The organism is Noviherbaspirillum sp., assembly GCF_035627455.1.
Lineage (GTDB): Bacteria > Pseudomonadota > Gammaproteobacteria > Burkholderiales > Burkholderiaceae_D > Noviherbaspirillum.
This window is the reverse complement of sequence record NZ_DASPLS010000070.1, coordinates 24,102-46,509: the sequence shown is the minus strand read 5'-3', so window position 1 is coordinate 46,509 and position 22,408 is coordinate 24,102. Positions and strand designations below refer to the sequence as shown.

Here is a 22,408-nt window from a genome sequence, read left to right as displayed (position 1 = left end):
GTCAAAGTAAGACAGGGCGAACTGTAGCGAAGGAATATGACAGCTTTATGACAGCGAGGAAAACGATATGTCACGAACTGCCGGACGGCGGGGTTTTCGTCATCAATCTGTCATATTGCTTGTCTACACTTTGCCGGCTACTAGCAAAGATCCGCAAAAGGCATGAACAAAAAGACAATTTCTGCCTCACAAGGCCAGCTCGCGCCGGGACAAGGCGGTACCTACCTCAACCGGGAACTGTCGCAGCTTGCGTTCAATCGACGCGTGCTTGCCCAGGCAGACGATCCGGATATTCCGCTGCTGGACCGGTTGCGCTATTTATGTATAGTCAGCAGCAACCTGGATGAATTCTTTGAAGTCCGCATCGCCAGCCTGCTTGCACACAACCGGATGGAGGGCGTGCGCAAGGAGCCGCCGACGCTGACCGCTGCGCTGGAACGCACCAGCGTCGAGTGCCATCAGCTGGTGCGCCGCCAATATGAACTTTTGTACGACATCCTGCGGCAGCTGTCCGCCAAGGGCATCCGTCTGTTGCGGCACCAGGACCGCAACGAAGCGCAGCGCGCCTGGGTGAAATCGTATTTCGACCGCGAGGTGCGGCCGCTGCTGACGCCGATCGGACTGGATCCGGCACATCCGTTTCCACAGGTGGTGAACAAGAGCCTGAATTTCATCGTTGAGCTGTCCGGCACCGACGCGTTCGGCCGCGGCACCGCGATTGCCATACTAAAAGCACCGCGGGTGCTGCCGCGGGTCATCCGCCTGCCGGACGAGCTGTCGAAAAAGGGCGTCTCATTCTGCCTGCTGTCGTCCATCATTCATGCCCATATCGCTGAACTATTTACGGGACGCGAAGTACTTGCATACTCACAATTCCGCGTCACACGTAACAGCGACCTGTGGGTGGATGAAGAGGAAGTAAAGAACCTGCGCCAGGCCTTGCAAACGGAATTGCAGAGTCGCCATTTCGGCTTCGCGGTACGCCTCGAAGTCGCGCACAACTGCCCGGCCCATCTCGCGGATTTCCTGCTCAACCAGTTCTCGATCGACAAAAGCCGCCTCTACGCGGTTGACGGGCCGGTAAACATGGTTCGGCTGCTCGAGCTGGTCAATACCGTCCAACAGGCTTCGCTGCACTTCCCGCCTTTCATGCCGGGCCTGCCGCGCCAGCTCGCCGACGGCGACACGTTCGCGCTGCTGCGCCGGCAGGATGTCCTGCTGCACCACCCCTTCCAGTCATTCCAGCCGGTGGTGGAGTTCATTCGTACCGCCTCCGAGGATCCGAATGTGCTCGCGATCAAGCAGACGATTTATCGCGCCGGGATGAATTCCACCCTGATGGAAGCGCTGATCGCCGCCGCCCAGCGCGGCAAGGAAGTGACGGTGATCGTCGAGCTGATGGCACGTTTCGACGAGGAAGCCAACATCAACTGGGCGGAGCGGCTGGAACGCGTCGGCGCGCAGGTGGTATACGGCGTGGTCGGGCTGAAGACGCACGCGAAGCTGGCGCTGGTGCTGCGGCGTGAAGAAGGCGAACTGCGCTACTATGCCCACCTCGGCACCGGCAATTATCATCCGACCACCACCAAGCATTACACCGACTTCGGCCTGCTCACCGCGCATCCGCACCTGACCGCCGAAGTCAACGAAGTGTTCATCCACCTGACCAGCCTGACCAAGCCCAAAAAACTGCAGTATTTGTGGCTGGCGCCGTTTGCGCTGCACAAGGAACTGGTCAAGTCGATCCAGAACGAAGCCGCGATCGCGCGGCAGGGGCGGCCGGCGCGCATCATCGCCAAGATGAATGCGCTGGTGGACGAATCGGTAATCCGCGCGCTTTACGGAGCCTCGGCCGCCGGCGTGAAAATCGACCTGATCGTGCGTGGCGCGTGCGCCTTGCGGCCGGGCGTGCCCGGGCTGTCGGAAAACATCCGGGTGCGCTCGATCGTCGGCCGTTTCCTCGAGCACAGCCGGATCTATTATTTCCGTAACGATCTCGCGCACGACGTCTATCTTGCCAGCGCGGACTGGATGAACCGCAATCTGTTCCGCCGCGTCGAAGTTGCCTTTCCGGTACTGGACCGGACGCTGAAGAAACGCGTCATCAACGAGGGGCTGAACCCGTATCTGAAGGACAATATGAACGCCTGGGAACTGGATGCCGACGGCCGCTACCACCGGCGCAAAGCGCGCGGCCGGCAGGAACCGTTCTGCGCGCAGCAATACCTGGCGCAATTACTCGGCGCTCCCGGCAAACTGGAATGAAGGGAAGAGCATGGAACTGATACTGTGGCGCCACGCCGAAGCGGAGCCACGCAGCCCGGACAAGCCGGACGAGGCGCGCGCGCTGACCGAAAAGGGACAGAAGCAGGCGCGCCGCATGGCCGACTGGCTGGCAGGAAGCCTGCCCGACGATTGCCGCATCCTGTGCAGTCCGGCGGTTCGTACCGTACAGACAGCCGAAGCACTCGGCCGCAATTTCAAGACCACGGGCGCCCTGGCCCACGATGCGAGCGCAGCGGACATCCTGCAGGCCGCCGGCTGGCCGGATCAGGCCGAGCCGGTGCTGGTGGTGGGACATCAGCCGACGCTCGGACATGTCGTTTCATTGCTGATTGCCGGCCGCCAGCAGGACTGGCACCTGCGCAAGGGCAGCATCTGCTGGATCGCCAGCAAGGGCGACAGCGGGCAGCCCTACCTGAAAGCGGTGCTCGGCGCCGACCTTGCGGGGAAATAACTGGCGGGGCCTACTTGGTGCCGAACAGCCGGTCGCCGGCGTCGCCCAGCCCTGGAATGATGTAGGCCTGCTCGTTGAGGTGCGAGTCAAGCGACGCCACATACACCTTCACGTTCGGATGCGCGGCCTGGAACACCGATACGCCTTCCGGAGCGGCAACCAGGGCAAGGAAGTAGATCATCTCTTCCGGCACCCCGCGCTTGCGCAGCACGTCAACCGCATGCACCGCGGAATTGCCGGTCGCCAGCATCGGATCACACAGGATGAACAGCCGGTCCTGCAAGTCCGGCAAGCGCACCAGGTATTCGACCGGTTGATGCGTCTCGTGGTCGCGGTAGACCCCGATGTGGCCGACGCGGGCCGAGGGCACGAGGTCGAGCAGGCCGTCGCTCATCCCGATCCCGGCACGCAGCACCGGCACTACCGCCAGCTTCCTGCCGGCGATCACCGGCGCATCGATTTCCTGCAGCGGCGTATCGATGCGCTTGGTCGTCATCGGCAGGTCTCGCGTGACCTCGTAACCCATCAGCAGCGTCAACTCGCGCAGCAACTGGCGGAAAGTGCGGGTGGAGGTGTCCTTGTCACGCATGTAGCTGAGCTTGTGCTGGATCAGCGGGTGGTCAAGGATGTACAGGTTCGGGAAGCGGGGATCTTGTTTCATGGCCGGGACTTTTGATTGCCTGTTGCTGGCGTTGTTTGGATTACCCGCCAGTTTACCCTGTCCGTGCTTGCGCAAGCTAGAACAGCCTGGAAATTGCATGCAGCACCAGGCCGACCAGGCCGCCGACCAGTGTGCCGTTGATGCGGATGTACTGAAGGTCCCGGCCGACATGCAGTTCCAGCTTGCGCGACATGGTGTCGGCATCCCATTTCCGGATCACCCGGGCGACCAGGTCGGCGATCATTTCGCGGCGCGCGACGATGGCTTCGGTGGCAACGATCCTTATCCACTGGTTCAGCTTTTTCTGCACCCGCGCCTCCCCCAGCAGTTCGTTGCCGATGGAGCGCAGTCCCTGGTCGAGCTTGGCGGCAAGCTGGGAATCCTCGGCGGCGGCGTCCGCCTCCAGCCGCGCGCGGATATCATGCCAGACACGGAGCATGTAGTTGCGTACCAGAGGGTGGCCGAGGATTTCACTCAGCAGCGCATCGAGTTTTTCTTCGTACTCGGGGGAATTGCGCAGCTGCTCGATGAAGTTGTCCGCCATGCGCTTGAAGCGCAGCCGCCATTCGCTGTCTTCTTCCCGCATCTCGTCCAGCGTGCTCTGCACCGCGTCGAGCAGCCGGTGATAGAGCTTCTCGTCGATCGCCTTGGGCAGCCAGCGCGGGCTGTTTTCATGGATTTTCCAGCGGATATAGTCCTTGTTGTGCTCCAGCGCGTGCGCGGCCATCTCGATCATACGGTTGAACAAGGCCTGGTGATGGTTGCTGGCGACCAGCACCGAGAGGATTTCGGCAACGGCCGGCGCGAACCGGGTGTTTTCCAGCGCTGCTGTGAGCCGGCTATGCATGAACTGGCGCACGTCGTCATCCTCGATTACCTTTAACAATGCAGGGAGGCTGCGCACCAGCTGACGCGCCACAGCCTTGCTGTTTCCCGGCTGTGCCAGCCACGTGGCAGCGGCACCGGCAAAATCGATCGGCCTCAGCTCGTCGCGTATGATTTCCTGGGTAATGAAATTGTGTTCGAGAAAGTTGGACAGGCTGTCGCCGATCCGGTCCTTGTTGCGCGGGATGATCGCGGTATGCGGGATCGGCAGGCCGAGCGGATGGCGGAACAGCGCCGTGACTGCAAACCAGTCAGCCAGCGCGCCGACCATAGCCGCTTCGGAAAATGCCGCCAGGAAGGACAACTGCGGGTAGCGGGGCATCAGCACGCGCGCGACGAGGAACAAAACCGCCATCGCAACAAGCAGGCCGGTTGCGAGGGTACGCGTTTTTTTCAGCTGAAGGATCTGGCTCTGTTCCTGGTCCTGCATCGAATGGCGCCCGGGGTTGAAAATCAGACATCGAATTCGAGCATCGAAGGTTGCGATTAGTTCACGAATGACAACTCAGGAACATTGCCGCAGTGACAACCGGAACAGCAGCCGGCGTACGCGCCACGCCAGCGTCACCGGATCGCTCGCCTTGTGCGCACGCCCTGCTGCAGCAGGTATTGCGCATTGCGCTCTTCCGGTCCGGGAATCGGCGACTTGAGGATCATCGCCTGTCCCATCGCCAGGCATTCGGAAGAAGTCGGGCCGCCGAGCCCGGCCAGACAAGCGAGCGAACGCACGGGCACGCCATCGTGTGCGGCATGCCCGCGTTCGGCCTTACTTACCCTTTTTCGGGCGGCCGGCCTTCAACGCCGGCAAGGTGTCGAGCACGACCTTGAGCTTTGCCGTGTCCATCTCGCGAAGCAGCGCAACCCCGACCCGCAACAGTTCGCTCTTCTTCACCTCGATGCCGGCCTTCAGGCACGCCTTTTTCACATCGCCAAGCACCGCGTATTCCGCTTCCGGCATGGTGAAGCTGTCGCGCACCAGCTTTGGCTTTTTGGGCTTTTCCTTGGCATCGGCATCCGCCTTCACCACCGCCGGCTTCGCCTTCCCGGCAGGTTTCGCCGTTTTTTCCGGCACCCTCGCGGCGATCGCCGTCAGGGTTTCCTTCTCGTTCGCGGCCGATGCGTTCTTTTTCGCCGGCGCGCTTTTCTGTTGCGCGACTTTAACGGCCGGGCGCTTGTCCGGGATTGCCTTTGCCATTGTCCATCCTTTCCTGTTAAATAGTATAAATAATATATATTATTTATCTCTTTTTTGCAATTCATCAACCTTTCATGAAGATGTAACAATGCGGGTTCAAACTTTCCGTGTGTCTAATAACAAGGAAAGAACGTGAGAATCATTCTCGGTCCCGCCGTCTCCCTGATGCAGCGCCTGCGCCTGCTTCCCAAGTTTGCGTTCATGTCGATGGTATTCATGGTGCCGCTGCTGCTCGTGCTGGCACTGCTGTACATGGAGCTGCACAAAGCGGTTTCCACTGCCGAGAGCGAACGCGCCGGGGTGCGCTACATCATTGCGCTGGAGGACATGTTGAGCATGGTGCAGCGGCATCGCGCGCTGCGCCACATGCAGCTGGCAGGGAATGGCGACGTACAGGAGCAGGCACGGCAGACGCGCGAAGCGATCCATCTCCTGATGGAGAAGGTCGACCGCCTCGACAAAAACGCGTCCGGCCTCGGCCTGTCCGCCGCCTGGACCGAGGTCAGGCAGGCCTGGAAAACCGCCCAGGACAGGATTGCGGCGACCAAGTCGAAGGACAGCTACGCGGACCACAGCGCCGTGATCGAAAAGCTGACCCGGCTGATCGCCCTCGCTTCCGACAAGTCCGGGCTGACGATCGACCCCAAACTCGACAGCTACCACCTCAACGCCATGCTGGTGCACAGCCTGCCCGCCGTCACGGACATGCTGTCCACCGTTGCCGGCCGCGGCGCGGCCTACATCGATACCGGCCTGCTGGAGCCGAACGAAGACGTGATGCTCAACTCAAGCGTCATGGTCGGCCGCAGCGAGCTGCGCCGCGTCCCGGGACAATTCGAGGCAGTGTTCCGCGAGAACCGCGAGTTGCGCCGCTCCCTGGAGGGCCGGCTTGCTTCCATCCCGGCGGCGCTGGCCTTCCTCGACCGGGCGCAGAGCGAGGTGCTTAATTCCTATAACCAGACTTCGGGACAGCAGTTCTTCGAAGCCGGGAACAAGAGCATCGACGGCATCTATGCAGCCGCCCGCGCCTGCGCCGAAGAACTGGACGGCCTGCTCGCTCAGCGCATCGAACTCCTTTCCGCAAGGCTGTACCTGATCGTTGCCGCCGCGCTTGGCGGACTGGCCGTGACGGCCTACCTGCTTGCCGGCTTCTACATCTCGTTTTCGCGCGAGGTCAAGGAACTGGAACAAGCGGTCGAGCGCGCGGCCGCGGGCGACCTGACCACGCAGGTGGCATCCGCGGCAAAGGACGAGATCGGCTGCATGGTCAATGCCTTCGGCAAGATGAACGCCGAACTGGCGGAGCTGGTCGCACATGTGCGCGCCGCGAGCGAAACCATCGCCCATACCTCGAACGAGGTCGCATCCGACAGCGCGGACCTGTCTGCCCGCACGGAATCGCAGGCCAGCTCCCTGCAGCAGACCGCCAGCTCAATGGAGGAACTCACTTCCATCGTTCGCCAGAACGACTGCAACGCGAGCCGGGCCAATCAGCTGGCGCTGTCGGCGGCGGAAGTCGCCGCCAAGGGCGGGCAAGCGGTCGGCCAGGTCGTCGAAACCATGGGAGCGATCAAGGAAAGTTCGGGCCGCATCATGGACATCATTCATGTCATCGACGGCATCGCCTTCCAGACCAACATCCTCGCGCTGAATGCGGCCGTCGAAGCGGCACGCGCCGGCGAGCAGGGCCGCGGATTCGCGGTGGTCGCCGCCGAGGTAAGGGCGCTGGCGCAACGCTCGGCCGGCGCAGCGAAGGAAATCAAGGCGCTCATCGAAAGCTCGGTAGGCCAGGTGGAGCAAGGCAATACGCTGGTTGCCGCCGCAGGAAACACGATGGACGAGATCGTCGCATCAGTGCAGCAGGTGGCGCACATCATGAACGACATCACTGCCGCCAGCCGCGAGCAGACCGCGGGCATTGAACAGGTCAACGAGGCGCTCAGCCAGATGGATGCGATCACGCAGCGCAATGCGACGCTGGTGGAACATGCGGCGGAAGCGGCCGCTTCCCTGCGGAGCCAGGCTGACGGACTGACAAAGGCGGTGGCCGTGTTCAAGCTGCGCGAAGCACCGCCGGCCGCCCTGCCCGGGGCACCGGTACAGGAAAAGGCCGGCGCTACCGTTACCCGTCTTGCCGACAGCCGCGCGAGCAGACGGCCTCCTGGTCTCCAGACCGCTTACCGCGCGCCATTGCTCGAACGGCTCGCCTGAACCACGGCGGAGCAAAAATTCAGGGGCAGGTCCGGACACCCATCTCGACACCGACCTCTCCCCACCAGCCGCGTTCCTTGTCGATCCAGTAGGACAGCGTCGGGTGCTGGTCCAGCCAGTCACCCGGCAGCTCGAGCTCGATCCGGCTCTTCATCTTCAGGCGCACCGCGCCCGGGTCATCGTCGATGCGCGCATGCAGGAAGATCGTCGCCAGGCGCAACGCGAGCACCGCCTTGGCAAAATCGGGATCGGCCAGCGCGTCGCCGAGTTTGCGCAGGTTCCCTTTTTGCGCCAGGACAAGCGCGCTCATCAGCCGCTGCTCGCGCGTGGTGAAACCCGGCAGGTCGGCGTTTTCCACCAGATAGGCGCCGTGCTTGTGGTAACCGGTGTGCGATACCGCCAGGCCGACTTCATGCAACTGGCCACCCCAGTAGAGGTACTTCACCAGGGCATCCGACGTCGGCTTGAGCGAACCGTATAGCGCAGCAGCGGCCCGGGCGACCTGCAGTGCGCGGCTTCCCGAGACGTGGAAGCGTTGCAGGAATTCCTGCACCGATTGCTCGCGCCGGTCGCGCTGGCTTGCCCGCAATTGCAGGTCCCACAGCACGCCCATGCGCAGGCCGGCGTCGACGGCCCCGATTGCCGGCACGCGAAGTTCACGCATGACGCCGATCAGGATCGCCAGGCCGCCCGCCACCGCATTCACCCGCTCCGGCTTGATGCCGGCCAGCTCAACTTTGGCCGCGTCGCCGAACGCAATCAGCCGCTTCCTCAGCGCGTCGAGGCTCTTCTGGGACATGGTGCCGTCACCGATGCCGTTCTTCGCGATCGCTTCGGCGATCGCGCGGATCGTGCCCGACGAGCCGTAGGCGGCGGTCCAGAGTTTTGGATCGTACAGCGGCGCGGCGTCCTCGAATTGAGAACGTGCCGAAAGGACTGCGGCATCGAAGGAAGCGGCATCGATGCGTCCCCCGGGGAAGAAGGACCGGCTGTGCGGCACGGTGCCGATGCTGAAGGATTCGACGTGACGGATCTGTGCACCGTCACCGAGGATCAGCTCGGTTGAACCGCCGCCGATGTCGATCACCAGGCGCGGCTCGTCCTGCTGCGCCAAGGCACATGCCACACCCATGTAGATCAGCCGGCCCTCTTCTTCGCCGGAAATGACTTCGATCGGATGGCCGATCGCCGCTTCCGCCCTGGGCAGGAAGGCTGCCGCATTTTTCGCAACACGCAGCGTGTTGGTTGCGACAACGCGGACCGCCTGCAGCGGATAGGCGCCTAGGATGGTGCGGAAACCTTTCAGGGATTCAAGTGCGGTGCGCATTGCCTGCTCGGTCAGATTGCCCTCCGCATCAAGTCCGGCGCCGAGGCGGATCGGGTCGCGCGCGCTTTTCAGGATGCGGATCTGGCCGTCTTCCTGTTTGCCAATGTGGAGGCGGAAGCTGTTGGAACCGAGGTCTACTGCTGCGAACATGCCTAGTCCTTCTCGAGCGTTGCAGGTAAAGATGGTCGAATGTATCACCATCCGCCTGCGTGCAGGAGAGTGTTTATCAAGAAAACCGATGACGATAATGCAGCATTGTGACTGCCGGATGACAGGCGCGATCCAGCAGTCAACGATAGCGTGCGACGATGTCGTTGACTCGGCCCTTCGCCTTCACCTGGTCGAGCGCTGCCTGCAGTTTTGCAACGAGCCGGTCGTCAGTATCCTTGTTCACGGCGAAGTAGTATTGCTGCGATTCGGTCAGGGTCAGCACTTCCTCGTAGTCGCTGGCCGGGTGACCCAGTTCCTTCATGTTCCACATGATCACTTCGGCGCCGTAGGCCCACAGGTCCACCCTTCCCGCATGCAGCATCTTGGCCAGGCTCACGCCGGAATTCGCCTGTACCGTGCGGTCCCGGGACAGTCCCAGCCTGGCCAGCAGCTGGCCGCCGATGTCTTCCCGTACCACGCCGACCTTGTAGGGCGAGTTGTTGATGTCGTCGACGCTCTTGAGCCGGATGCCGGACTGCTTGCGCGCGACGAGAACGATGCGCGACGGCATGATCGGCCCGACCCATTTGAACAGGTGTTCGCGTTCCGCGGTCCGGGTCGTCGAAAACAGTACGACGTTCTTTTCCCTGAGCGCTGTTTCATAACCGCGCGCCCACGGCCAGACCTTGATGTCGGCGCGCGTCTTCTTCGCGCCCGCGTTCGCGAGCATGTCGGCGAGCAGGTCGACCGCGATCCCCTGGCGCTTGCCGTCGCGCTCGAAATTGAAGGGCGGATAGTCCTCGGTGATGAAGGTCAGGTCGTCCACCGACTGCGCTGCGGCGGGCAGGCCGGCAACAAGGGCGGCAATGCCGGCCAGCATGAGCCGGACAAGTGCCGCTGCAAGACCCCGGGTGCGCACGCGGAAATCGGGAAAATCCATTACCCCTGCCTCCACCTTATGAAATGAGGCAATATTTTACTACTGCCAGGCATCAAGCGAGCGATACCGCCAGTACCGGATTGCCGGTTGCCAGGTCAAGTCTCCTGCCGGCTTTGAGCATGTCGAGGAAGGCTTCCGGATCTACCGGCGGACTGAAATGGTAGCCTTGCATTTCATCGCAGCCGAATGCGGCGAGCTGGCTGGCCTGCTCCTGAATTTCCACCCCTTCGGCAACGACTGCGAGATCCATGCTGTGCGCCATGCTGATGATCGCCCGGGCGAGCGCCGAGTCGTCCGGGTTGGCGGTAATGTCGGATACGAAGGAACGGTCCAGCTTGAGCCGGTCGACCGGGAAACGTTTCAGGTAGGACAGGTTGGAATAACCGGTGCCGAAGTCGTCGATCGCGATGCCCACGCCCATCGCCTTGAGCCTGAACAGCACCATCACGGTATTTTCCGGGTTGCGCATCGACGCGGTCTCGGTCACCTCGAGTTCCAGGCAGGAAGGCGGAAGGCCGGAGCATGCGAGCGCATTTTCCACTTCGGCTTCGAACTCGCCGCGCACAAGCTGCTGCGCCGACAGGTTGACCGACACCTGCAGGCCGGCAAAACCGGCGTCGTGCCAGCGCCTTGCCTCCATGCAGGCGGTCCGCATCACCCACTCCCCGATGCCGGCAATCAAGCCGGTTTCCTCCGCCAGCGGAATGAAACGTGCGGGCGGCACCGGACCAAGTTCCGGATGGCGCCAGCGCAGCAGCGCTTCGGCGCCGACGATCCTGCCGCTGCGCAGGTCGACCAGCGGCTGGTACTGCAGCAGGAATTCATTCCGCTCCAGCGCCCGCCGCAGCTGCGACTCCATCACCAGGTGTTCATTCACGCGGCTGTGCATCTCGGCCGCATAGTGCTGCACGCCGTTGCGGCCCTTCTCCTTTGCGTGGTACATCGCGGTGTCGGCGTACTTCAGCAGGGTGAAGGGGTCGCGCGCGTCGCGCGGATAGACGCTGATGCCGATGCTGCAGGTGACCGACACTTCCTGGGTGCCGAGCAGGACGGGTTCGCAGATGCGCTGCATGATGCGGCTTACCAGCGCGGCGACCGCGTCGTCGTCGCCAATGCCTTCCAGCATCAGCACGAATTCGTCACCCCCCAGGCGCGCCAGGGTATCGCCCTTGCGCGCGCATTCGCCCATGCGGGCGGTGATCGTCTTGAGCAGCTCGTCGCCGGCGTCATGGCCGAGCGTATCGTTGACATACTTGAAGCGGTCGAGGTCGAAGAACAGCACATGGAAGACTTCCCCGCTGCGGTCGGCCGCCGCAATCGCCTGCGTCATCCGGTCCATCAGCAGCAAGCGGTTGGGCAAGCCGGTGAGCGCATCATGCAATGCCTGACGGCGCAGCTGCTCCTCGTAATCCTTGTGCCGCGTGATGTCATGGATCACGGTCTGCACTGCCGGCTCGCCGCCGTACTGGAAGGTCGCGCGCCGGATCTCGACGTCGATCAACGTGCCGTCGAAGCGCACCAACTTGCCCTCGAAGGAACGGGACTCGTTGTGCGGCGCGAGCATCTCGTCCATTTTTTCCTGCATGCGTTCGCGCCAGCCAAGCGGCACCATCTGCAGGAAAGGCATGGCCTTCACCTGTTCCGCATTCGGCGCGCCGAGCAGCGTAAGCGTCCCCTGGTTGACGAAGATGATCCTGTCGTTGCGCTCGATCAGGATCGCGTCCGGCGACATTTCCACCACCTGCCGGTAGCGCTCCTCGTTCTCGCGCGCGGCCTGCTCGGCGAGCCTGCGTTCGGCCATTTCCAGGTGCAGGCGCGCGATCGCCTCTTCCTTTTCCGCGACTTTCTGCGCCAGTTCGGCCGTGCGCTGTTCGACAAGGCGCTCCAGTCCCTGGCGGTAGCTGGCAAGTTCCTCGACGTCGCGCTTGATGGAACTCGTCATGTCATTGAAGGCGGAAACGACGACATCGAGCGCATCCGGTTCCGGCCGCGGCCGCCGGCGCAGCTGCAGCGAGGCGCCAAGATTGGACAGGTCGAGCCGGCGCGCGTAGTCGGCAAGCGAGGACAGGTGCCGGCTCACGAAACGGCGGAAGATATACAGCGTAAAGAAGACCACGATCGCGGTCTTGGCGGTCTGCGTGATCAGGATCAGCAGTACCTTGTCCTGCAGCTCGCCGTACAGATCGTCAAGGCTTGCGGTAACGTAGAGCGTGCCCAGCGGGAAGCGGCTCTCCTCGGTGCCGTTCTCTGAAAACTTGATGGGGATGGCGCGCCGAATGGTATTGGCGTCCGGGTTCGCCAGTGCGCCGGTCCGCACCAGCAGCTTTCCGGCGGGATCGCGCAACTCCACCAGCAGGATGCCGGGCAGCCGGGCAATGCCTTCCAGCTGCGTACCGGTCTGCTGCTCATCCATCGTCCATAACGACGCGCCGACGCTGTCGACATAACTGCGCTCGATTTCGTCAAATCGCAGTTCGATCGCCGAGACGCCGTGCCGGTAATCGAGCAGGAGCTGCATCGCGGTCGACAGGAACGCGAGACAGGTGCTGCACACGAGGATGTAGGCGAGCACCCGCCGCGCGAGCGGGTCGGACTGCCGGTACGTGTTCAACATCTTGCTCATGTCTTCATTGAAGCGATGAGGTTGCAAACTCCGCGGCTGCAGCGGAGGCCTGGAACGATGTAAGCCTGGTATCAGGCAAAGAATATTGCCCAAAGGCAAGGATAGCATTTAGCGCGCGATCCCGGAAAACAATGGGTGTTCCAGTGAATTAATGACAACATCACTGCGGCCGCGAGCGGCGCAGCCCGGCGGTGACGGAACGCCACGCGGACAAATGCCGCTTGAGTCCCAGCGCCGGTTGCTCGACCAGGTGCCACGAGGTCCATGCGCATGCCACCGTCAGCACGGCCGTGGCAGCGAGGCCGGCGGCGAACGGCAGGTCCTTCCCGCCCGCCCACTGCACGGTCTGCTGGACCGGGAACGCATAGATATAGATGCCGTAGGAGAGATCGCCGAACCGGCCGGCACGCGACAGCACCGGCCACGCGCGCATGCCGACCGCCAGGGAAACGGCCGGAATCAGCAACAGCAAGGCGGCGCGATCGGCGCCGAGCAATTGGCAGACGAGAGCGATGCCGCCCGCGACACCGAGCAGGTAAAGCGGCCGGTCTTCCCATGCGCGCCGGAACAGGTCGAGGCAGACACCGGCGAAAAAATACAGCCCGAAATGCAGCTGATAGTGCTTGGGATCCGGCGCAAAGCGGAAATAGTAGACGCCCGCCGCGATCGTGCCGAGCAGGATGACCCAGCGCCGGGACATCAGCCCGACGCAGCCGAGCAGCAGCAGCACGATATAGCAGCGCACTTCCAGCGGAATGGTCCACAGCGAACCGTTGACGGCGCGGGGGTGCGGATTGTCCTCGAACACGCCGGGCAGCTCGTAGCGGATCGTCACCACTTTCAGGGTGCGCAGGAAGTCGGTCAGCGCGGGGTGGAAGAAATAGGCGCCGGGATCCAGTGATGACACGGCCGGGCCGAGCAGGAAGGCAGACGCCAGGGTGACGACGGCCAGGCCGGGCCAGATGCGCAGGAAGCGTTTCGCCGCGAAGCGCAGCGCGCTCGGATCCTGGCGCCAGCTCTGCGACACGAGGAAGCCGCTGACCGAAAAGAAAATCAGGACGCCGAAGGTGCCGAGACTCATCCTGAAGATTTCCGGCTCGGGCAGGCCGGAGAGCGCATGCTGGTGACTCACAAGCACGAAGAACGCGGCCATCAAGCGCAGGAAGTCGAAATTATTCTGTCTCGAAATGCTGCCGTCGGCAATGTGGCGCATGGATCGTCGTTCTTGGGGAGGGCGTAAAAGCCGCCCATTCTACAGGAGGCCTCGCCGCACCCCGCATCGAGCGCTATGCGCCGACTCGCGCGGAAAACAAAAAACCCGCGAAATTCATTGAATTCTCGCGGGTTTGCGGATGCTTTCGCAGTGCCTGAAACTTTGGCGGAAAGGGAGGGATTCGAACCCTCGATACGGGAGAACCGTATACTGGATTTCGAGTCCAGCGCATTCGACCACTCTGCCACCTTTCCTGGTCGTTATGCGGCGGGGTGAACGCCGCAAAGCACAGGAGTATAGCAGGCTTTGCGAGGTTACGGAATAGTAATTCCTGCTCCGCCTGGCAATGTCTGTCGCTGCTCCCCGGCGGCCCAGTCTCGGGAAAGAAAGTTCCCTTTCATCATCGTCCTGTCACAAAACCTGACTAATATTCAAGCCGGCATTTGAATACCACTAAGACAAGAAGGCTATCTTGAATCCGCTTCCTGTTTCGACCGCGCCGCACGATGCGGCTCAGGAGTACCAAGTCATGAATGCTGTTGCGAGCGGTGTTGTCGGCGTCGGGCACGGCCGTCTGCGTGTGCTCGGCCGTACTGTCAACGACGGTGATGAGCGGCACGGCAGAGCGCCGGAAACCAGGGATGCGATGCTGCTGGCCCGTCTCAAGGAAATCCTGGCCGGGCGCCAGCTCAATGCCCTTTTCCAGCCCATCATCCATATGCAGCACGGCGAGATCGTCGGCTACGAAGGCCTGATCCGCGGCCCTTCGGACAGCCCCCTGCATTCGCCCATGAATTTGTTCAAGGTCGCCCGCGCGCACAACCTCGCCGTCGAGGTAGAGCACATGTGCAGGCGTATCGTGATAGAGCGCTTTGCCGAGCTGAAGCTGCCCGGCAAGCTGTTCCTCAATGTCAGCCCGGAGATGCTGCTTGAACCGCAGGTACGGCATGGCGAGACCTTGGGCTACATCCATGATGTCGGCCTGAACCCGGACCGCGTCATCATCGAGCTGACGGAAAACCAGCCGACCTATGACTACGAGTTGATGCGCGAGGCGGTGATGCATTACCGCGGCATGGGCTTCCAGATCGCGATCGACGACCTCGGCGCCGGCTTTTCCAGCTTGCGCCTGTGGTCCGAGCTGCGGCCTGAATACGTCAAGATCGACATGCACTTCGTGCAGGGAATCAACCAGGATCCGGTCAAGCTGCAGTTTGTGCGCTCGATCCAGGAGATCGCGGAACAATCGGGTAGCACGGTCATCGCAGAGGGGATAGAAACCCAGGCCGAACTGCTGCTGATCCGGGACCTCGGCATCGCGTGCGGGCAGGGCTATCATCTCGGGCGGCCGCATCCCAGCCCGGGCACCGAACTCTGCGCCGAGACCGCGAAATCGCTGAATCGAAATGGGGTTCCGGTCTATCCCCAAAAGAGCGCATTCGAGCACACGGTCGTGACCGCGATGAAGCTGCTGCGCATTGTGCCTACCGCGACGCCGGACATGACCAATTCCGAGGTGTGCGACATGTTCAACCGTAATCCGGAGCTGGAAGTCATCCCGGTGGTCGAAAATGGCCTGCCGATCGGGCTGATTGCCCGGCGCGACCTGATCGATCGCTTCTCCAGGCTGTATTCGCGCGATCTGTACGGCAAGAAGCCGTGCACCACCTTCATGGACAGTACGCCGCTAATCGCCGACAAGGGCACCAGCCTGCAGGACCTGAGCCGGATGATCGTCGACGCCGCCCGCCATCACCTGTCGAACGGATTCATCATCACGGAAGGCGGCTATTACCTCGGAATGGGCACGGGACAGGACCTGATGCGGGAAATCACGCAGATGCAGATCAACGCCGCCCGCTACGCGAACCCGCTGACCCTGTTGCCCGGCAACGTGCCGATCCATGAACACATCGAACGCCTGCTGCACGGCGGCGTCCGGTTCTGGGCCTGCTACGTCGACCTCGACCATTTCAAGCCCTACAACGACGTCTACAGCTACCGACGCGGTGACGACGTGATCCAGCTCACGGGCCGCATCCTCAGCTCGCATTGCGATCCGAACAGCGACTTCGTCGGCCATATCGGCGGCGACGATTTCATCATCCTGTTCCAGAGCGAAGACTGGGAAGCGCGCTGCAGGGCGCTGATCGATGAATTCGCTGCGGCGATTCCGCTGTTCTATACGGATGAAGACCGCAAGCACGGCGGATACCTGAGCGAAGACCGGCGCGGAAAAAAGGTGTTCCACGCGCTGATCAGCATTTCGCTGGGCGTGGTCAAGGTGGAGCCCGGCCAGTTCTCATCGCACCACCAGATCGCGGCGGCGGCGTCGGACGCAAAGAAGCAGGCAAAAAAAATCCCCGGCAACAGCTTGTTCATCGAACGTCGCCAGGGATAGGCGCCGGCGGCCTGACCCTGTCCTGGGCCAGGGTCGCGGCAGCTTTTCTCAAGCCGCAGGCGCGAGTCGCTTCAAACCGCCCATGTACGGCTGCAGCGCCTCCGGAATCTCCACGCTGCCGTCCGCCTGCTGGTAGTTCTCCAGCACCGCGACGAGGGTGCGGCCGACCGCCAGGCCGGAGCCGTTGAGCGTGTGCACCAGTTCCGGCTTGCCCTGCGCATTGCGGAAGCGCGCCTGCATGCGGCGCGCCTGGAAGGCCTCGCAATTCGATACCGAAGAGATCTCGCGGTAGGTGTTCTGCGCCGGCAGCCATACTTCGATGTCGTAGGTCTTGGCCGCGCCGAAGCCCATGTCGCCGGTGCACAGCGTGATCACGCGGTACGGCAGGCCGAGTTTCTTCAGGATGTTTTCCGCGTGGCCGACCATTTCGTCCAGCGCCTCGTAGGACTTTTCCGGATGCACGATCTGCACCATCTCGACCTTGTCGAACTGGTGCTGGCGGATCATGCCCCGGGTGTCGCGGCCGTAGCTGCCGGCCTCCGAGCGGAAGCACGGGGTGTGCGCGGTCAGCCTGATCGGCAGCGCGTCGGCGCCGACGATCTCGTCGCGCACCATGTTGGTCAGCGACACCTCCGAGGTCGGGATCAGGTACAGCGATTCGCCCTCGCCTTCCTGGCCGCCCTTCTTCGCCGCGAACAGGTCGGCCTCGAACTTTGGCAGCTGGCCGGTGCCGCGCAGCGAGTCGGCATTGACGATGTAGGGCGTGTAGCACTCGGTATAGCCGTGGTCGCGGGTGTGCGTATCCAGCATGAATTGCGCGAGCGCGCGATGCAGGCGGGCAATGCCGCCCTTCATTACGGCGAAGCGGGACCCGGTCAGCTTGGCCGCGACGTCGAAGTCCAGGCCGAGTCCGGCGCCGACATCGACATGATCCTTTACCTCAAAATCGAAGGTCTTCGGCGTGCCGACCTTGCGCACTTCGACGTTGGCGCTCTCGTCCTGGCCGGCCGGCACCGACTCGTGCGGCAGGTTGGGGATGGTCAGCATGAACTCGCTCATCTTCGCCTGCACGACGTCGAGGCGCTCGGCGGAAGCCTTCAGCTCGTCGCCGATGCCGGCCACTTCCGCCATCACGGCGCTGGTATCCTCGCCCTTGCCTTTGAGCATGCCGATCTGCTTGGACAGCGCGTTGCGCTTGCCCTGCAGTTCTTCGGTGCGGGTCTGGATCTGCTTGCGCTCGGCTTCGAGCGCGTTGAAGGCGGCGACGTCGAGCTGGAACTTGCGCGCGGCCAGCCGGGCGGCGACGCTGTCGATGTCCTTGCGGAGAAGTTGAATGTCGATCATGGAATTGCGCTGATGTATGAAAGCGAAACCGCCATTGTACCAAGCGCGGGGGCTGTTCCCGCGACACGCGCGAGCGCGGGCCCTTGATTCTTGGCAAACCGGATGGCGGAAGCCGGGGCCTTTACTTTTTCTCGTTCTTCTTTGCCTCGCGGTCCAGCGTGCGCAGGTAGGCCAGCTTCTCGCCGATCTTGCCTTCCAGCCCGCGCGGCACCGGCTGGTACCAGCCGGGTTCACGCATGCCTTCCGGCAGGTAGGTTTCGCCCGCGGCATACGCATCCGGCTCGTCGTGCGCGTAGCGGTACAGCTTGCCGTAGCCGAGTTCTTTCATCAGCTTGGTCGGCGCGTTGCGCAGGTGCTCCGGCACCGGCCGCGACTTGTCCTTGGCGACGAAGGCGCGGGCGGCGTTGTAGGCATTGTAGACAGCATTCGACTTGGCGGCGCAGCACAGGTAGACCACCGCTTCGGCCAGCGCCAGCTCGCCTTCGGGCGACCCCAGCCGCTCATAGACTTCGGCGGCGTCGAGCGACAGGCGCAACGCGCGCGGGTCGGCCAGGCCGATGTCCTCGGCCGCCATGCGGATGATGCGGCGCGCGAGATAGCGCGGATCGGCGCCGCCGTCGAGCATGCGCACGAACCAGTACAGCGCCGCGTCCGGATGGGAACCGCGGACCGACTTGTGCAGCGCCGAGATCTGGTCGTAGAAGGCGTCGCCGCCCTTGTCGAAACGGCGCAGGTTTTCCGCCAGCGCGGTCGCCAGCAAGGCTTCGTCGACGGTCTGCTGGACGCTGGCCGCCGCCGCGCGGGCGACGATCTCGAGGTTGTTCAGCAGCTTGCGGCCGTCGCCGTCGGCGCTGGCGACCAGCGTCGCCTTCGCCTCCGGCGTGAAGTCGAGGCCGTCGAGCTCCTGGATGCAGGCGCGATCGACCAGTTCGTCGAGGTCTTGTTCCGACAGCGACTTCAAGACATATACCGCGGCGCGCGACAGCAGCGCGCTGTTGACCTCGAAGGACGGGTTTTCGGTAGTGGCGCCGATAAAGGTGAACAGGCCGCTTTCCACATGCGGCAGGAACGCATCCTGCTGGCTCTTGTTGAAGCGGTGCACCTCGTCGACGAACAGGATGGTGCGCCTGCCGGAGTTCGCGCGCACCACCTGCGCATGCTCGACCGCCTCGCGGATGTCCTTGACGCCGGACAGCACCGCCGACAAGGCGATGAACTCGGCGTTGAAGCTGTCCGCCATCAGGCGCGCCAGCGTCGTCTTGCCCACGCCCGGCGGCCCCCAAAGGATCATCGAATGCGGCTCGCCGGACTCGAACGCGACGCGCAGCGGCTTGCCCGCGCCGAGCAGGTGCTGCTGGCCGATCACGTCGTCCAGGGATTGCGGGCGAAGCCGCTCGGCGAGGGGGATGTTTGCCATGTGATTGCGTTCGATTTGCGCTCGAACTTTGCCGTTTTTGCAGGGTGGGTTGAACGTAGCGAAGCCCGCCATTGACCGTATCTGGAGCGCATGGCGGGTTTCGCTACGCTCAACCCACCCCACCCTTCTTTTTTTGCTGTCAATATTGCTGGAACACGTCCGCCCCCTTGGGCACCACGAAGCGGAACTGTTCGCCGCCGAGCGCCGGGTTCTTCTCGAACTTCCTGAAGCTCAGCTGCGACACCTGACCGAAGGAATCGTGCAGTTCCATCGCCTGCGGCACGCCATCCTTCAGGCCGATCGCGATCCGGTCGAAGGTCGTATCCTTCGCCTTCGGCGTCGCTTCCAGCCATTCCAGGCCGTCGCGCGCGCCGGCATCCTTCAGCGTGAAATTCTTTTCAAGGTCATTGCTGCCGAACAGGATCGCCGCCGGCGACGAGCCGAGCGCATTGCCGAGCGCCTTGACCGTCACCTGGTTCAGGTCCTTGTCGTAGATGTAGAGTTTTTCGCCGTCGGCCTGCAGCAGCTGTTCATAAGGCTTCTGATACGTCCAGATGAACTTGCCCGGGCGGGCGAACACGAACGTGCCGCTGGCGCTGCCGGAGGCCTTCTCGCCACCGCCGACGCTCTTGACCTGGCGCTGCACGAACTCGCCGCGCGCGGACTTGGTGGTGCTGACGAAGGACCTGAACTGGTCGAGCGCGGACGCGTGCGCGAATGCGGGCAGCGCAAAGACACACGCCGCAACGAGGCGTGCGGCGTGCTGGCGGAAATGGCGGATTCCTGTCTGGGTCAAGTCTATTCCTATTCCGAGTTGTTCCCGGCTGGCACGAGGATCTCGCGGTTGCCGTTGGATTGCATTGAAGAAACGAGGCCGCTCTGCTCCATCTGTTCCAGCAGGCGCGCTGCGCGATTGTAGCCGATGCGCAGGTGGCGCTGCACCAGCGAGATCGATGCCCTGCGGTGCTTGAGCACAACCGCGACCGCCTGGTCGTACATCGCATCGGCCTCGCCGTCGCCGCCGCCCGTGCCGCCCGGCGCAGCGTCGCCGCCCTCTTCCAGCGTGCCCCCTTCTAGGATTCCCTCGATGTAATTCGGTTCCCCCTGCGCCTTCAGGTGCTGCACCACGCGGTGGACCTCATCATCCGACACGAAGGCGCCGTGCACGCGGATCGGCAGGCCGGTCCCCGGCGGCATGTAGAGCATGTCGCCCATGCCGAGCAGGGTCTCGGCGCCCATCTGGTCAAGGATGGTGCGCGAGTCGATCTTGCTGCTGACCTGGAACGCGATGCGGGTCGGGATGTTGGCCTTGATCAGGCCGGTGATCACGTCCACCGACGGGCGCTGGGTAGCCAGGATCAGATGGATGCCGGCCGCGCGCGCCTTCTGCGCGATACGGGCGATCAATTCCTCGATCTTCTTGCCGACCACCATCATCAGGTCGGCCAGCTCGTCGATGATGATCACGATATTGGGCAGCTTCTCCAGCGGTTCCGGCGCGTCCGGCGTCAGGCTGAACGGATTCGGGATCTTTTCTTCCCGCTTCTCGGCATCGGCGATCTTGTTGTTGTAGCCGGCCAGGTTGCGCACGCCGAGCTTGGACATCAGCTTGTAGCGGCGCTCCATCTCGGCCACCGCCCAGTTCAGCGCATTGCCGGCCTGGCGCATGTCGGTCACCACTGGCGCCAGCAGGTGCGGGATGCCCTCGTACACCGACATTTCCAGCATCTTCGGGTCGATCAGGATCATGCGCACATTGTGCGGATCGGACTTGTACAGCAGCGACAGGATGGTCGCATTGATGCCGACCGACTTGCCCGAGCCGGTGGTGCCGGCGACCAGCAGGTGCGGCATCTTCGCGAGGTCGGCCACCACCGGGTTGCCGGCGATGTCCTTGCCGAGCGCGACGGTGAGGCTGGCATGGCTGTCGTTGTAGACCTTGGAGCCGAGGATTTCCGTCAGGCGCACGATCTGGCGCTTCGGGTTGGGCAGCTCCAGGCCCATGTAGTTCTTGCCCGGGATGGTCTCGACCACGCGGATCGAGGTCAGCGACAGCGAACGCGCGAGGTCGCGCGCCAGGTTCACGATCTGGCTGCCCTTGACGCCGGTGGCCGGCTCGATCTCGTAGCGGGTGATCACCGGGCCCGGATAGGCGGCCACCACCTTGGCCTCGACGCCGAAGTCGGACAGTTTCTTCTCGATCAGGCGGCTGGTGAACTCCAGGGTTTCGACGCTGACCGTCTCCTGCGTCGCCGGCGCCTCGTCCAGCAGCGACAGCGGCGGCAGGTTGGTGTCGGGCAGGTCGGCAAACAGCGACGTCTGCTTTTCCTTTTCCACGCGCTCCGACTTGGGCACCGCGACCACCTGCGGCTCGATGCGGATCGGCTGCGCCTCGACGATCTTGGCGCGCTCCTGAACCACCGCTTCCTCGCGCTTGACCGCGGCCACCTGGCCGACCTTGCGGTCCTCGCGCGCCGAATACAGGTTGCGCACGCCGTTGACGATGCCCTCGATCGCCGCGCCGACGCGTTCAGCCACGTTCAGCCAGGACACATGGAAGAACAGCGAAAAGCCGACGCCGAAAATCAACAGCAGGAACAGCGTCGCGCCGGTGAAGCCGAACGCGCTCTGTGCGGCGCCGCCGACCAGTTCGCCGAGCACGCCGCCCGGCGCCCGCGGCAGCTGCGCCTTGAGCGTGTACATGCGCAGGTATTCGATCGCGACGCTGCCGATCAGCATCAGCACGAAGCCGACCGAACGGATCCAGACTTCCTGGTGGTGTTCCGGCTCCGGCTCCGTCTGGAACAGGAAGCGCTGCGACAGCCGGCGGTAACCGCCCCATACCGAGCGCAGCAGGAACACGCAGCCCCACCAGGCCGAAAAGCCGAAGATGTAGAGCATCAGGTCGGCGAACCAGGCGCCGATGCGGCCGCCCCAGTTATGAATCTGCGGCACCACGGCGGCCTGCGACCAGCCCGGATCGGTTTTCGAATATGTCAGAAAGACAAGAATCAGGTAGACGGTAACGATGGTCAGCACGAACCAGCGCGCCTCGGACAGCAGGCGCACGAGGCGGTTCGGCAGCTGCGGCGCGTCCGTCGGCGTGGTGTTGCGGGTATAGGCTTGCGTTGTTCTGGTCATGATGCATGCGGAATTCGGGGGCGTGCCGGGCCGCGGCGGGAGGGACGATTTCCGGTCGCCACCCGGATTTGCGGGGCCGCTTCGTCTATAATCTTAACCAGTTTTTCTGGTGCAATCCTGAATAAATACTCGGGATGCGCTTGAATTTGTGCCTTTTGGCGAC

Annotated in this window: 15 protein-coding genes, 1 tRNA gene and 1 pseudogene; 4 read left to right on the top strand and 13 right to left on the bottom strand. The window is 63.1% G+C overall.

Annotated features, from left to right (window positions below):
* Positions 1-162 precede the first annotated feature (162 nt).
* Both ppk1 and VEC01_RS13635 read left to right on the top strand, forming a co-directional pair.
* The gene (gene ppk1 / locus VEC01_RS13640; RefSeq protein WP_324901439.1) at positions 163-2,265 is read left to right on the top strand and encodes a polyphosphate kinase 1; all 2,103 of its coding nucleotides are present in this window, start codon (positions 163-165) and stop codon (positions 2,263-2,265) included.
* Positions 2,266-2,275: 10 nt separating this feature from the next.
* Positions 2,276-2,737 (top strand): SixA phosphatase family protein, encoded by a 462-nt coding sequence (locus tag VEC01_RS13635; RefSeq protein ID WP_324901438.1) that lies wholly within the window; start codon positions 2,276-2,278, stop codon positions 2,735-2,737.
* 10 nt (positions 2,738-2,747) lie between these two features.
* Here VEC01_RS13635 and upp read toward each other — a convergent pair whose 3' ends face one another.
* The 4 genes and pseudogenes from upp to VEC01_RS13615 all read right to left on the bottom strand — a co-directional run bounded on the left by upp (position 2,748) and on the right by VEC01_RS13615 (position 5,478).
* Entirely contained in the window at positions 2,748-3,398 is a 651-nt protein-coding gene (upp, locus tag VEC01_RS13630; RefSeq protein ID WP_324901437.1) for a uracil phosphoribosyltransferase, read from the bottom strand.
* A gap of 76 nt (positions 3,399-3,474) precedes the next feature.
* The gene (locus VEC01_RS13625; protein WP_324901436.1) at positions 3,475-4,713 is read right to left on the bottom strand and encodes a DUF445 domain-containing protein; all 1,239 of its coding nucleotides are present in this window, start codon (positions 4,711-4,713) and stop codon (positions 3,475-3,477) included.
* 105 nt (positions 4,714-4,818) lie between these two features.
* A pseudogene (locus VEC01_RS13620) lies at positions 4,819-4,982 on the bottom strand (galactosyldiacylglycerol synthase); the annotation flags it as partial.
* A gap of 67 nt (positions 4,983-5,049) precedes the next feature.
* Positions 5,050-5,478, bottom strand: coding sequence for a hypothetical protein (locus VEC01_RS13615; RefSeq protein WP_324901434.1), 429 nt, complete (start codon positions 5,476-5,478; stop codon positions 5,050-5,052).
* A 132-nt stretch (positions 5,479-5,610) separates the two neighbouring features.
* Between VEC01_RS13615 and VEC01_RS13610 the strand changes: the two genes are divergently transcribed.
* Positions 5,611-7,689: a methyl-accepting chemotaxis protein gene (locus tag VEC01_RS13610; RefSeq protein WP_324901433.1), complete on the top strand. Its 2,079-nt coding sequence runs from the start codon at positions 5,611-5,613 to the stop codon at positions 7,687-7,689.
* A gap of 19 nt (positions 7,690-7,708) precedes the next feature.
* On the opposite strand, the gene VEC01_RS13605 is transcribed toward VEC01_RS13610, so the two are convergent.
* From VEC01_RS13605 to VEC01_RS13585, 5 genes are all read right to left on the bottom strand, one after another.
* Complete coding sequence (locus VEC01_RS13605) at positions 7,709-9,166, bottom strand: Ppx/GppA phosphatase family protein (protein ID WP_324901432.1); 1,458 nt, start codon at positions 9,164-9,166, stop codon at positions 7,709-7,711.
* Between the two features lie 139 nt (positions 9,167-9,305).
* Positions 9,306-10,106, bottom strand: coding sequence for a substrate-binding periplasmic protein (locus tag VEC01_RS13600; protein ID WP_324901431.1), 801 nt, complete (start codon positions 10,104-10,106; stop codon positions 9,306-9,308).
* 52 nt (positions 10,107-10,158) lie between these two features.
* Positions 10,159-12,729 (bottom strand): bifunctional diguanylate cyclase/phosphodiesterase, encoded by a 2,571-nt coding sequence (locus tag VEC01_RS13595; RefSeq protein ID WP_324901430.1) that lies wholly within the window; start codon positions 12,727-12,729, stop codon positions 10,159-10,161.
* A 160-nt stretch (positions 12,730-12,889) separates the two neighbouring features.
* Positions 12,890-13,942: an acyltransferase gene (locus VEC01_RS13590; protein WP_324901429.1), complete on the bottom strand. Its 1,053-nt coding sequence runs from the start codon at positions 13,940-13,942 to the stop codon at positions 12,890-12,892.
* Between the two features lie 163 nt (positions 13,943-14,105).
* A tRNA-Ser gene (locus tag VEC01_RS13585) sits at positions 14,106-14,196 on the bottom strand.
* Between the two features lie 392 nt (positions 14,197-14,588).
* Between VEC01_RS13585 and VEC01_RS13580 the strand changes: the two genes are divergently transcribed.
* Complete coding sequence (locus tag VEC01_RS13580; protein ID WP_324901452.1) at positions 14,589-16,343, top strand: GGDEF domain-containing protein; 1,755 nt, start codon at positions 14,589-14,591, stop codon at positions 16,341-16,343.
* Positions 16,344-16,391: 48 nt separating this feature from the next.
* Here the strand turns inward: VEC01_RS13580 and serS are convergent, their stop codons facing one another.
* The 4 genes from serS to VEC01_RS13560 form a co-directional block, all read right to left on the bottom strand.
* Positions 16,392-17,687, bottom strand: a complete 1,296-nt coding sequence (gene serS / locus VEC01_RS13575; protein ID WP_324901428.1) for a serine--tRNA ligase — start codon at positions 17,685-17,687, stop codon at positions 16,392-16,394.
* Positions 17,688-17,808: 121 nt separating this feature from the next.
* Positions 17,809-19,104, bottom strand: coding sequence for a replication-associated recombination protein A (locus VEC01_RS13570; protein WP_324901427.1), 1,296 nt, complete (start codon positions 19,102-19,104; stop codon positions 17,809-17,811).
* A 139-nt stretch (positions 19,105-19,243) separates the two neighbouring features.
* Complete coding sequence (lolA, locus tag VEC01_RS13565) at positions 19,244-19,885, bottom strand: outer membrane lipoprotein chaperone LolA (protein ID WP_324901451.1); 642 nt, start codon at positions 19,883-19,885, stop codon at positions 19,244-19,246.
* A gap of 23 nt (positions 19,886-19,908) precedes the next feature.
* On the bottom strand, positions 19,909-22,245 hold the full coding sequence (locus VEC01_RS13560; protein WP_324901426.1) for a DNA translocase FtsK: 2,337 nt from the start codon (positions 22,243-22,245) through the stop codon (positions 19,909-19,911).
* Positions 22,246-22,408: the final 163 nt, after the last annotated feature.